Annotated in this window: 11 protein-coding genes; 1 reads left to right on the top strand and 10 read right to left on the bottom strand. The window is 60.4% G+C overall.

Going from position 1 to position 12,503, the window contains the following annotated elements:
- Window positions 1-62 precede the first annotated feature (62 nt).
- From Q8M85_RS15430 to Q8M85_RS15390, 9 genes are all read right to left on the bottom strand, one after another.
- A complete protein-coding gene (locus Q8M85_RS15430; protein WP_305546192.1) occupies window positions 63-1,592 on the bottom strand; it encodes a TolC family outer membrane protein in 1,530 nt (509 codons plus the stop codon).
- 69 nt (window positions 1,593-1,661) lie between these two features.
- Window positions 1,662-2,699 (bottom strand): glycosyltransferase family 4 protein, encoded by a 1,038-nt coding sequence (locus tag Q8M85_RS15425; RefSeq protein ID WP_305546190.1) that lies wholly within the window; start codon window positions 2,697-2,699, stop codon window positions 1,662-1,664.
- Window positions 2,696-3,730, bottom strand: coding sequence for a glycosyltransferase family 4 protein (locus tag Q8M85_RS15420; protein ID WP_305546188.1), 1,035 nt, complete (start codon window positions 3,728-3,730; stop codon window positions 2,696-2,698). The genes Q8M85_RS15425 and Q8M85_RS15420 overlap by 4 nt, the downstream gene beginning before the upstream one ends.
- Window positions 3,731-3,736: 6 nt before the next feature.
- Window positions 3,737-4,846 (bottom strand): DegT/DnrJ/EryC1/StrS aminotransferase family protein, encoded by a 1,110-nt coding sequence (locus tag Q8M85_RS15415; RefSeq protein WP_305546186.1) that lies wholly within the window; start codon window positions 4,844-4,846, stop codon window positions 3,737-3,739.
- Window positions 4,843-5,487, bottom strand: a complete 645-nt coding sequence (locus tag Q8M85_RS15410; RefSeq protein ID WP_305546184.1) for an acetyltransferase — start codon at window positions 5,485-5,487, stop codon at window positions 4,843-4,845. Before Q8M85_RS15410 ends, Q8M85_RS15415 begins: the two co-directional genes overlap by 4 nt.
- Window positions 5,480-6,493 carry a GDP-mannose 4,6-dehydratase gene (locus Q8M85_RS15405; protein WP_305546182.1) on the bottom strand — a complete coding sequence of 338 codons (1,014 nt, stop codon included), beginning with the start codon at window positions 6,491-6,493 and terminating at the stop codon, window positions 5,480-5,482. The genes Q8M85_RS15410 and Q8M85_RS15405 overlap by 8 nt, the downstream gene beginning before the upstream one ends.
- 77 nt (window positions 6,494-6,570) lie before the next feature.
- A complete protein-coding gene (locus tag Q8M85_RS15400; protein ID WP_305546180.1) occupies window positions 6,571-7,875 on the bottom strand; it encodes an HlyD family type I secretion periplasmic adaptor subunit in 1,305 nt (434 codons plus the stop codon).
- A 32-nt stretch (window positions 7,876-7,907) separates the two neighbouring features.
- Window positions 7,908-9,614 (bottom strand): type I secretion system permease/ATPase, encoded by a 1,707-nt coding sequence (locus tag Q8M85_RS15395; RefSeq protein ID WP_305546178.1) that lies wholly within the window; start codon window positions 9,612-9,614, stop codon window positions 7,908-7,910.
- Between the two features lie 140 nt (window positions 9,615-9,754).
- A complete protein-coding gene (locus Q8M85_RS15390) occupies window positions 9,755-10,318 on the bottom strand; it encodes a hypothetical protein (protein ID WP_305546176.1) in 564 nt (187 codons plus the stop codon).
- Between the two features lie 191 nt (window positions 10,319-10,509).
- Between Q8M85_RS15390 and Q8M85_RS15385 the strand changes: the two genes are divergently transcribed.
- Entirely contained in the window at window positions 10,510-10,992 is a 483-nt protein-coding gene (locus tag Q8M85_RS15385) for a hypothetical protein (protein ID WP_305546174.1), read from the top strand.
- On the opposite strand, the gene Q8M85_RS15380 is transcribed toward Q8M85_RS15385, so the two are convergent.
- Window positions 10,989-12,494 carry a class I SAM-dependent methyltransferase gene (locus Q8M85_RS15380; protein WP_305546172.1) on the bottom strand — a complete coding sequence of 502 codons (1,506 nt, stop codon included), beginning with the start codon at window positions 12,492-12,494 and terminating at the stop codon, window positions 10,989-10,991. The two genes, Q8M85_RS15385 and Q8M85_RS15380, sit on opposite strands and share 4 nt — an antisense overlap.
- Between the last annotated feature and the right edge of the window lie 9 nt (window positions 12,495-12,503).

Here is a 12,503-nt window from a genome sequence, read left to right as displayed (position 1 = left end):
ATTCGCTGTATGCCGCAAAAACGGAGCCGCCTCGGGCCTAGACGTCAGGCGGCCACAGCTGCCTATGGCGGCGAGAGGAGAGCCTCATTGGGCTGCCTTGCCAAAATCTCCAGCACGGAAGTCATCGGCTTCTCAGGCTCAGGCTCGGGCTCCATTGGCGAGCCCTGCAGCTCCACTCCCGCGATGCTCGTCGAGCGCGGCTTGCCCGTCACGGGTCCCCCAATCGCGTCTAGAACGCGCACTGGAAGCTCCAAGGGCGTAGCGCCCACATTTTTTACCCGCAGGAAATTCTTTGTTGGATCGTAAGCGTTAATGTTCGCCGACAAGATCTGTGGCGTTAATGTCCCCGTAACAGCTAACAGCTGGCCGCGACTAACATATTCGGCCGCATACGCTCGAGTAAGATTTTGTTGGGAAATATTAAGCTCGGAGGCTGCATTTAGAATCTCTATATTGCTTCTGAGCGCAAAACGCTCCTCTGCTCTTACGCCTAGAAAAGCCGTTTCATTTGACTTTACTTCTTCCTTCAGGGTTTCCAGCTGCTTTCTGAGCGCAACTACCCTCTCCCATGCGCCCGTAACATTCTGAATAACTTGCAGGCGCGTCTCGTCGATATTTAATCGGTCGCGATTGTTTATTTCTGTGGTTGATCGTATTTCAGACTGTATCTGTCCCGCCGCGAATAACGTTTGATTTAACACCACAGAAACAGCGCGACTACTGTCGTAAGGACTTGATTGATAGGGTTGAAATGGTGCGCGCTGCACATCGAAGCGAGCGGTGATACTCGGCCTACGGGCTGCCTTTGCCGCCGCTATACGTAGTCGAGACGACTGTTCCGTGTACTTTGCATTTAGTAACTGTGGATTTCTGCCTTCAGCAGCATCAAACGCTTGATCTATAGTATCAAATGGCTGCTGTAGCTCGGGGGGCGGCTCCAACTGGCCTGGATTTTGACCCACCACGCCGAGAAATTGAGCTCGGCTGCCGGCCAACTGTTCTTGCGCGCCGATCAATTGCGTCCGCGCCTGGGACAGACGCGCCCTTGATTGGGCAAGGTCGGTGATTGTCACGGTGCGCACATCAAATTTGGCCTGCGTATCGCTCAGTTCTTGCCGCAAGATCGCAACCGTTTCCTGGGCGATTTTCAGAAGTTGCTCATCTCGGCGGACGCCCACGTAGGCAGAGATGACCCGCAACAAGAGGTCCTGCTCAAAGCGTCTCAGTTGCTCGCGACCAGCTCGAATTTGTGCTTCCGCTTCCATTACCCGGGCGTGGACACGTCCACCTGTGTACACAGGCTGGGTGATCGAGAGGCTTACGTTGTTGGTGACGGCATCTGCGTTATTGCCACCGCGATCCAGCTCGTAGGACCGCTCGCCCGCAGAGACGCTCGCGCTTAGACCATATCCAGCTCGGGCCTGGACGTAATTTTCGTCAGCGGCACGAACCGCAGCCCTCTGAGCCTGGAGGCCAGGGTTCGTCTCGTAGGCGTAGGCGACGACGTCTGCGAGGGTCTCAGCTCGAGCAATCGGCGCGCCAAAGCCTAGACAAAAGACGGAACCGGCCGCCAGTAAGCGATGTAGGGTCATCATCAGGATGCCAATCAAGCCCCAGTGGGCGCGAATGAAGTGGAAGAAGGTGGAAGAAGGTTTGGCTGGTTAGGAGAGCAGCCGGCAGATCGTCTTCTCCCACGTCAGCTCTCGTGCGGCCCACCCCGCCTTGGCGGCTTGGCCCATACGCCTAGTTTGCCCAGGCGCCGATATTAGCCGGGCCAGACCTGCGGCGATAGAATCTACGTCTGGCTCAACGACCAAACCGGTCGTTTCGTCGATAAGCTCCAACAAACCGCCTGCGTCGGTTGTCGTCAGCACGGCCTTACCAGCGGCGAAGGCCTCCATTGTGACATAACCAAGAGAATCTTCATCGTAGGGTAAATACGCGCAGGCCAAGGCGCCGTTCACCCATGCGGCGATGTCCTTGCGAGGGTGGAAGCCAAAGCGAAGTTCGACCCGATCTTCTAAACCAAGCTCTTCCACCAGGCGCTGGAGTTGCTGTGCGTAGGCCTCACTGTCGGGGGGGCCCGCCACCAGAAGACGCGGCGAGGAGGATGGCAGCTGCGCCATCGCCTCGACCAGCAGATGCTGGCGCTTGCCGGGGCCAACACGGCCGCCTGCGAAAACGTAGTCACCAGCTTCGCCGCCCGTGAACAGAGCTTCGTCATTGAGGGGGGGATAAAGCACTTGGCTTGCAACGCCGTTGTAGCGTTCCAAGCGGTCTTGGGTGGTGGGGGAATTGACGTAAATCGCGCGGCATTGCGCAAAGCACTGCGCATCGGCGGTGCGGATCGCCTGCTTGATAACGCCTTCCCGCCCTGCGTCGCTCAAACCTTGGCCGGCGTCCCCCAGGTCATAGGCTTGGCGAAACTGGTGCAGGAGCCAGAGCGTCTTGTGCTCGTGGGGAACGAGGTAGGCCGGAAATTTCAGTGCGATGACCCGGTCTGCATTGTAGAGCCGCAGGCTGCGGTGCAGCACGATCTCATCGATCAGGCGCTCAGACGGCGCCCACTGGAAGGGCAACCGCAAGAGCTCGCTCTCCACGCCTGCTGTGGCGTTCAATTGGCGCACGAGGTTGTCTGCAAGCTCTTCGGCGCCTCCTCGAATGAAGGGCTCGGCGTTGTTGACGACGAGGACCTTCATGCGGTGAGCGCGTCCACCACATGATTCCAGTCGATGTTCAGCTCGGCGAGCCGATGGAAATTGGCCTTCCCCATCCGTTCGGCGAGATGACGGTCTTGGTAAAGTCGGTCCATGGCCTCAGCCAAGGCTGCGGGCTCTGGCGGCGTCACCAGCCCGTTTCGGCCATCTTCGACAAGCTCCAGAACCCCTCCGGAATCATGCGTGGTGATCACGCATTTCTGGGCGTGGGCGGCCTCCAGTGAGGGATAGCCATAGGAGTCCTCGTCATGAGGCAGGTAGGCGGCGGCCAAGGCGCCTGCCAGCAGGTCGGCCTTCTCGTCCTCGGAGATCCACCGGTCTTCAAATGTCACCCGATCGGCCACGCCGGACGCGGCGATCTGGTCTTCGATGACCTTGGCGTAGGCAGGGCTGCTGCACCGACCACAGAGCCGCAGGCGCACCGGGGTGCGCACATGCGCCATGGCTTGGATAAGCAGGAGCTGGCGCTTATGCGGCTCAATCCGGCAGACCACGAAAATCTCGTCGCCATAGCCGTCGCAGCGGAAGCGCTCAGGTTGGTAGATCGGCGGGTAAAGCGGTTGGGAGGCCAGGCCATTGAAGGTGCGCAGCCTCTGGCTGACCACCTTGGAATTGGTGAAAACCTGACGGGCTTCGCCGATCGCCTGAGTGTCCAGATGCATCAAGGCTTGGCGGATCGCGGCGTTTTGTGGGGTTGGCAGCGGCGCATGGGGCTGCCCCCAAAGATCATAGTAGGAGCGGATATGGTGGATGAACCAGAGGACCTTGTTGGGGTGGCGCAGCACGTAGGAGGGCGGCCGAAAGGCGATCAATCGATCTCCGGCCTGGCTGAGATCCATCAGTCGGAAGGCCGCGACCTGATCTAGCAGGTCGTGTGGGGTCTCAATGAAGGGCAGATAGAAGCGCTCCACCTCATGGCCGTGCTCCAGCAGCTTTTCCTCAAGCCATTCCACGATGAACCGGGCGCCGCCATTGATGAACGGCACGAAGCTGGAGGCTAGGACAATCTTCATCCGGGGTCAGGCCAGGGTCCGGGCCAGAGCCGCGACAATACGGTCGAGGTCGTCGTCACTCAGGCCGGCGTGGGTCGGCAGGTTGATGCCCCGCTCCGAGCACCAGTCGGCGTTGGGATAGCTCGAGCCTGGCTCTGCGTAGGGCGGCATCACGTGCATGGGGTAGAAGACGGGCCTTGTCTCGATACCCTCCTGTTCCATCGCCGTGATGACCTCGTCGCGGCCCTTCAAATCAGGCCGGTTGAGCAGCACCGTGTACATCCAATAGACGTGGCCGGCCCAGTTCTCGCTGATGGGCAAGATCAGCTTCTCACCCAGCGCCGCCAAGCGCGCATTGTAGCCGGCGGCCACGCGTTGGCGGGCGGCGAGATGGGTTTCGATGCGCTCCATCTGAGCCAGTCCGATCGCCGCAGCGATGTTGGTCATTCGGTAGTTGTAGCCGATCACCGGAAACCAGTAGCGCCGATCAGGGTCCATCCCCTGACTGCGGTAGAGGCGTAGGGTCTTGGCGAGCGCATCATCATTGGTGGTGACCATCCCCCCCTCGCCCGTGGTGATGATCTTGTTGCCAAAGAAGCTAAATGTGGCGCAGTCGCCGAGCCCGCCAACGCGGCGCCCCTTATAGGTGGCGCCGACCGCCTCAGCCGCGTCTTCCAGAACAAAGAGATTATGCCGCTGAGCGATCTCAAGAACCGGATCCATGTCGACGGGATGGCCATAGAGATGGACCGGAATTATCCCCCGCGTCCGCGGTGTGATCTTGGCCCCCAGGGCCTCAGGGTCGAGATTGAAGGTCCGCCGCTCATTGTCGACAAACACAGGCGTCGCGCCGCAGTACCGAACCGCATTGGCGCTCGCGATATAGGTCAGGTCAGGCACCAGGACCTCATCTCCGGGCCCCAGGCCTAAGGCGACCAGCGCCAGGTGTAAGGCCGTGGTGCCGTTGTTCACCGCAACGGCATGCTTAACCCCACAGAAGGCAGCGAAAGCGGCTTCAAATTCCCCGATGAACCGACCGCTGGAGGAGATCCAGCTGGAGGCCATGCACTCCATCACATATTCGGTTTCGCGGCCGTCCAAGACCGGCGCCGCCACAGCGATTGGAGCAAGCGTCATCTGTTCACCTTCGGGGAGCGCCTGGCGATAGCCGGGACACCAACCGCCGTCACGTGTGGATTTATGTCGTCGACCACACAGGCGCCGGCCCCGATGATCGCCCCTTCGCCAACCGAGCGCCCAGGCGCCACGCTCGAGCCGACGCCCAAGAGGGCGCAAGAGCCGATGCGAACACCGCCGGCGACCGCCACGCCAGGCCCTATATGACAGGCCGCCCCCAGGATCGTGTCGTGATCGATCCCGGCGCCGGTGTTGATGATCGCCAGATCCCCGATCTGAGCCTCGGCATTGATGACCGCGCCAGCCATCACTGCGATCCCGCAGCCGAGCCTGGCGGAGGGCGAAATGGTCGCGCGCGGGCTAATGGCGTTGACCAGGTGAAACCCGAGCGCCTGCAAGCCTGCGCCTATATCGAGCCTCAGGCTGTTGTCGCCGAGCGCCACAAAGGCGTTTCGGACGCCCTGGGAGAGCAACATCGGCAGGAACCCGTCGTCCCCCAGCACCGGAACGCCCAGCACATTTCGAGGCGTGCTGTCGGCATCTGTCAGGCCAGCGATCGTAACCCCGGAGCTGCGAAGCAGCTCAATGATCACCTTGGCGTGGCCGCCGGCGCCAATGATGACAACCGCACCTTCAGCCATGCGCCTCGACGCGAGCGCGATCCTTCTGAATTTCAAAGCCGACCCGCACGAGGTCGGCGTCGACCATCTCTCGCATCATGGTTTCGAGATCGGTTGTGGCCTCCCATCCCAGCACCCGCTTGGCTTTGGACGGATCGCCAATCAGGACATCGACCTCGGCGGGCCGGATAAACGCCGGATCCACCTCGACATGATCTTCCATGTTCAGGCCCGCGTGGGAGAACGCGATCTGGCACATTTGGCGCACCGTGGTGGTCCGTCCCGTAGCGATCACGTAGTCGTCGGGGATGTCCTGCTGCAGCATCGCCCACATGGCTTCGACATAGTCGGCCGCGTGGCCCCAGTCGCGCCGCGCATCGAGATTACCAAGCTTGAGCTTGTCGGTCAGGCCCAGCTTGATGCGCGCGACGCCGTCGGTGACCTTGCGGGTTACGAACTCGATGCCGCGCAGTGGGCTCTCGTGGTTGAAAAGGATGCCTGAGGACACGTGCAGATCAAAGCTCTCGCGGTAATTCACCGCGATCCAATGGGCATAGAGCTTGGCCACGGCATAGGGCGACCGCGGATAGAAGGGCGTAGATTCGCTCTGCACCGGCTGCTGCACCAGGCCATACATTTCCGAGGACGAGGCCTGGTAGAAGCGCGCGCCGGGAACCTCCAGGCGCATAGCTTCCAACAGATTTGTGGCGCCAAGCGCGGTCACCTCGCCGGTCAGGAACGGCTGGCTCCAGGACGAGGTTACAAAGCTCTGGGCGGCCAGATTGTAAATCTCGTCCGGTTGGTTTTCGCGACAAATGCGGATCAACGACGACAAGTCGATCATGTCGCCGTCTACTAGGCGTACGTCACCGTGGATGCCGAGCCACTTTAGGCGCTCTTGCATGAACTCGGCCGACGCCGAGCGCCTCACCAAGCCAAGGACTTCGTAGCCCTTGGTTAGCAGGGATCGCGCCAGGTAGGCGCCGTCCTGGCCGGTCAAGCCGGTGATCAGCGCGCGCTTCGTCATTATATTATTCCTCCACAAACCAGCATTCGGCTTGTGCTGTTATGCTCGAGAGCCAGCGATCAGATCGATTGATACGATCACTTTTCCCGCATCGTCTTGTGGAGCGCATTGCTCAAAGGGTTGAACATGTATTCAAGCGCCGTGCGGTCACCCGTCGGAACAACGACCTCTGCGGGTAGCCCCGCCTTTAGTCGTGTTTTCAGCTCCTCCGGCAGATCAGAGTCCTTGATGTGGATGATCACCAGGAAATACGGCGTATGTGTCGCCTCATCGACCAGTCGGTCTTGTGACACCGTGGCGACGATGCCCTCAACCACGGGAATGTCGCGGGCGTGGAAACTTGGGAATCGCAACTCAGCGACCATGCCGGCATGCACACTGTCGATATCGTTTGGAGAGAATTGCGCGTGAATCGTCATTCCTCCTTGATCGGGTGCAATGTCAACAAGCGGCTCAGCCGGACGGACAACCGCGCCTTCCGTAAAGAAGCGTAAATTTTGAACAGTGCCGCTGACAGGGGCGACAATATTAATGCGCCTCGCCGCGTCATTTGCGACGGTATATTTTTCCCTCAAATCCGTTGTTTGAGCTTGTATATCGGCAAGTTCTTTAGCGACATCCTGGTCGAACTGCTGCCTGATTTGTTTGGCTTGCAGAGATGCTTCGCCAATGGCTTTCTGCACCTGCGCCTTTTCCGCTAACGACTTTCCTATACTGCCCCTTATTTGGGCGCGCTCCCGCTCAAGGGCAAGAAGGCGCGGCTTCGGAACCAAGTTTTGCTTATAGAGGATAGTCAGACCCTCGATTTCATCATTGAGGTAGGCGACCTGCTCTTCCATGCTCGCGCGCTGCTGATCAATGCCTGAAATCTGTTCTCGATACTGCCCAATCCGTGACTGCAAAATCTCGACTTGTCCGGTGATCGTCCCCTGCCGTTCTTGAAACTGCCGGCGCTCGTCCACAACAGCTTGGCGGACGATCGGGTCACCCATCTGAGCCACGACCTCGGGGGAGAACCGTACCGCAGCGAGTCGATAGCGCTCGGCGTCAAGACGATTGGCCCGCGCGAGCAGTGTGAAGAGCTGGTTGCGAACGATCTGAAGATTGGCGTTTGTCTGCACCGGGTCGAGCTCGAAAAGTACCTGACCGGCTTTCACACGGTCGCCCTCTCGGACCCGAATTTTACGGAGCATACCGCCTTCCAAATGCTGGATGGTCTTGCGATTGCCCTCGCCCGTGACGGTGCCATTGCCGATCACAGCACTACCCAACGGGGCAAAGGCGGCCCAGCCTCCCAGGACGCCGAACGTCAAGACAATCACGGCGATGCCGATCGCCGCGTACCGCTTATAGTTATCACTGGGTCGTGCAATATCCGCCATGGCGAACGTCTCTTTCCAATTCGTCGCCGGGTCTAGGCCGCGCCGGGGGGCGGCTGAGCATTTGCCACCAGCAAGTTCAGAATTTCGTCCCGATCGCCCATGCGAACTACGGTGCCGTTCTGAAGGATCATGATCTTGTCGGCAAAGGCCAGCAGGTTGGTCTTGTGGGTTACGAAGACAATCGTGCGCCCGAGCGACTTCATGTGAGCGATCGCACGGGATAGGGCCTGCTCACCATCGGTGTCGAGGTTTGCATTAGGTTCGTCCAAGACGATCAAGGCCGGCTTGCGGAAAATAGTCCTTGCCAGCGCAAGGCGCTGGCGTTGGCCACCGGAAAGCGTCGCACCGCCATCGCCGATTTGCGTCCCGTAACCTTGCGGAAGCGCCTGAATAACCTCGTGGACCCCAGCAATCTGGGCGGCCTCTATAACGTCCTCGCTTTGGAAATCGGTGAACCGAGCGATGTTTTGCGCGACCGTGCCGGAAAACAACTCCACATCTTGTGGCAAATAACCAATGTGTTGGCCCAGCTGTTCGGGGTCCCACTGTCGCAATTCAAAGCCGTCAAGGCGAATTGCGCCGCTCACCACGGGCCAAACGCCCACCAAGCCCCGAACCAAACTGGACTTGCCTGCAGCGCTGGGTCCAATGACGCCCAATGTCGTGCCCGCTTCAAGAACAAAACTCGCATTAAACAATGTCGGGCGCTGGCCGCCGGGCGGCATGATGGCGGCAGCCTCGACAAGCAGCCGCCCCTTCGGCGCCGGCAAAGTCATGCGGTTTCCGGTGTCGGGCTCCGACCTGAACATCGACTGCAGACGGTCCCAGCTGCTACGGGCGTTAATGAAGGTCTTCCATTGACCGACGACGGCTTCGATCGGAGCCAAGGCGCGACCGACGAGGATGGACGCGGCGATCATAGCGCCTGGCGAGATCTTGCCGGTAATCGCCAGATAGGCGCCGCCGCCAAGGATCAGAGTCTGAACGGCTTGGCGGACGAATTTGATGGTCGCCATCAACGCCCCGCCTCGGTCGCTAGCTTTCGCCTGCCAGCCGATCAAGTCATCTCGGCGAAGCTGCCAACGCTCCTGCAGGCCGCGCCACATGCCCATGGCACGCATCACTTCGGAGTTTCGCAAGGTCGCCGAGACATCGTTTTGGGCGCCGATGCCTGCCATCGTGGCTTGCTGGATTGGATTGCGAGTGGCGAAATCGTTCGCGACGGCCAAGCCCAAAATGATCAGACCAGCGACAATCGCCAGGAACCCGAAATAGGGGTGGAGTATGAAGGAGATGGTGACGAAGACGGGAATCCAAGGGGCGTCACAGAAAGCGATTAGGGCCGCGCCGGTGATGAAATCACGCACGCCGTCCATATCCCGGAAAGCCTGAGCGTCGCCGCCGCGGCGTAGAAGCGTGCTATCCAGCACGCTTCTAAAGGTCGAGGCGCTGAGATTGGCGTCCAGTTTAATACCAGCGCGCACGAGAACTTGCGTTCGCAACGCTTCCAGCGCCGCATAGACTACAAATAGAAATATTGCGATCAAGGTTATAAACAACAGCGTCAGCTCATTGCGGCTCGTCAGCACGCGATCATAGACCTGAAGCATGTAGATTGGGCTAACCAGGGCCAGAATGTTGATAAACATACTGAAAACCACGGCAATAACTATAGCTGGTCTAACAGAAAGCACCGCCCGATTGAGGGGCGTGGGTTTATCCTTGGAACTAGAGAACATATCCTAGCCTTCTGCTCCGCGAGATATTCCTGTGCCGGCTGCGCACGGATGCACGGAGGTTTCCCACAGCAATTTAGGCGCCAGCCTATGTGGCCGGTTTGACTGGTCGTCTATCCGATGCGGCGGTTTTCGGGAAGCGTTCAGTTGACGGTGTTGGGCGCCGCGGTGGCGAGCGGGCGCTTGAACCAGGCGGGCCACGCCGTCAAAGGCCACCCTGAGGTTTCGTAGAGCCCATGCAGAAGCGACAGCCACTGACGCAACTCTGTGGGGTTAAATGGCAGGGTGAGAGACGCACCCGACGCTAGGCTCAGGACCAGGACGTAGGCCTCATCACCGCGAATAAGTTCCACATTCTGCACTAGGCCTTCCGTCGCCGCCGGGGGGGCGCTCATATCCGCGCCGACGGGTATGGCGGGCATATACTGCATGACCGCAGCCGCCTGCTGCCACACCTGAGCCACGGGTCCGCAAGCAGCCTCCAAGGGGCTCTCTGGCTGGTTTTCTAGCCATCCGGTGAGGGCCAAGACAACGTCAGTGGCGATACGTTGGGTCAGCCAAAGCCGGTAAACATGACCTTGGTCATCCTGAGAGATCAGCAAAAGCCGGTCTTCAACAGGGACGTAAGTCTGCGACAGTTTGGTCGCCATGGGCATGATCTTGACCTCTCCAGACGGCGGAACCTGGAGATAGGACGCTGCATCCATCGGCGCCATCCCAAAGCAACCGTGGAGCATCGTGGGTAGGCTGGCTCATCGCTCTGACCAGGCAGGCGAGGCGTTGAATGTTCGTCCGCAGCTCGTATAACGACCGCAGACGTGGTGACCACAGCGCTTGTCCTTGAGCGGCAGCCATGAATTCGGGACGCCAAGGTTTTGGTGATCCTTGGGAGACCATGATGATGCTCGCCGCGATAGCTCTCACCATGCTGGGTGGATTGTTTCCGTTTGCGGCCGCAGATGTGCGGGTGGATCGCTACACGCCCACCAAGGGCTGGGTGCTTGAAGTCCGGCAAGATGGCTTCACTCAAACCAAGACGTGCATTCTCAAGGCCCGGCGAATGGTCTACCGGACCGGCGTCGTGACCTTTCAACTGCGCAAGTCACTGAATACCGCCAACGCACTCTACCGCCTGGATGCGGGTCCTGCGTTGTCTGTCGGTCTCGTCGGCCCCCGCGCGGCGGGCTTGGGCGCGGAATTCAAGAGCGACAACACCAAAAACCCCAGCGATGGCCGTGTCCATATTCCGGCGTCAGAGCTCAAGGGTTTCAGTACCGTCTTTATCCGAACGCCAAGTCAGCGCCGCGCCACCGCGTTTGATCTCAACGGCCTCGGTCAAGCGCTGGCTGCGGCCAAAGCCCAGGGCTGTGACGTTTCCTAGGCGATTCCCAACCGCTCGAGGACGGGCAAATCCCGGGCGACAAACTGCTCATAGCGTATTTTCAGCTCTGCCTGGTTTTCAGCGGACGTCACTAGGGGTTGACCATCCTTGACTAGGCTTTGTCCCTGGGCTTCGAGTATGGCCCCAACGAACGCTGACGGGTCTCTTTCGCCTTCGCGAAGCGCCAGAAGGAAGAGCTGTTGAAAGCGGTTCAGACTGACGCCCCCGCCGATTACGGGAGAGACCAGGGCCTGCAGTTCGCCATGCGCGCGGGCCTGGTTTAGAACAGCCGCGTTGAACGCCTCGGCGCGACGCACGCGCGTCTCGTCTGGCGGACTTGGCAAACAGGGCTGAACATGGCCCGCGCCGATCAGGATGGCGATGACCTGTCTTAGATGGGCCGCGCCACCGGGGGGCGTCCCCACAGCGTCCATCACCTCGCGACAGGTTTTCAGCCCGGTCTCCAGGGCGTCCAGGATCGGCCCATACACTGCCGGATCCAGCGCCACGTCGCCCTGCGCCACGGTGATCTTCTCTGGAACATCCTCCCGAGCTGAGGTGAGCGCGACCCGCATCTGGTCCCATGCCGCGGCGACGTCACCTGAGGTCTGGAGGAGGGGGCCTCGCACGAAAACGTCGCGACGAAACTGCTGACCTATCATGTAGTCGCGCACGGTCTCGCGGAAGGCGGAGCTTTCGATCCCCGCCAAAAGTCGGCCCTGCTCGGGCGTCACGGTGATGTTGTCGATGCTGTCGAGCACATGGGCTGAGGCCAGGAAGGTCAGCTTGGCTTCGGACATCTCATGGGCGACGTCGGAGTGATAGAACAGCGTCCAGTCGTCGTTCATATATTCGTGGGCCAGATAGTTGCGCGGCTGGCCCTTCAGCTTGGCCAACCGGTCCACCAAGCCGGGCTGGCCGCGGAAATAGCCGGCATTGACGTCGACCAGGGACTGGATGAAGTCGAGGGCCGGCTCGATGCGACCCGCCGTGGGCCCGCCCCGCGCCTGGCCATGCAGCGCCATCAGATGGCGCAGCGGCGCGGCCAGCGACCAGCCCGGCTGGCAATTATAGGACACATAGACCAGGCCGCCGGGCCGCAGCTTACGGCGCAAGAACTCGATGATGACCGCGCGGTTCTCGGCGCTGATCCAGCTGTAGATGCCGTGCAGGGCGATGATGTCGAAGTCTGGAACTTCCGGGGCGTCCAGAAACTCCGCGAAACTGTGGTCGTAGAACTGGATGTTGTCCGAGCCGGCGGCCCGCGCCAGACGGCGGGCCCCGACGATATGGCCGGGATTGAAGTCATTGGCGTGGAAGGCGATGTGCGGATTGGCCGCCGCCAGCAGATTGGCCGAGAACCCGCGGCCGCAGCCCAGCTCGCAATAGGTCAGGGGGCCGCTGACATCGGGCGCCGCCTGGGCGTGAGCCATGGCCACGAAGGCCAGCAAGGCCGGGGTCAGTTCCCTATAGAAGCCCTGGGTATAGTCCAGATCGGCCACATAGCCGGC

The sequence above is a fragment of the Tabrizicola sp. genome, assembly GCF_030694085.1.
Taxonomy (GTDB): Bacteria; Pseudomonadota; Alphaproteobacteria; order Rhodobacterales; family Rhodobacteraceae; genus Tabrizicola.
Note: the sequence above shows the minus strand (reverse complement) of the source record. Positions and strands in the feature narration are given on the sequence as shown.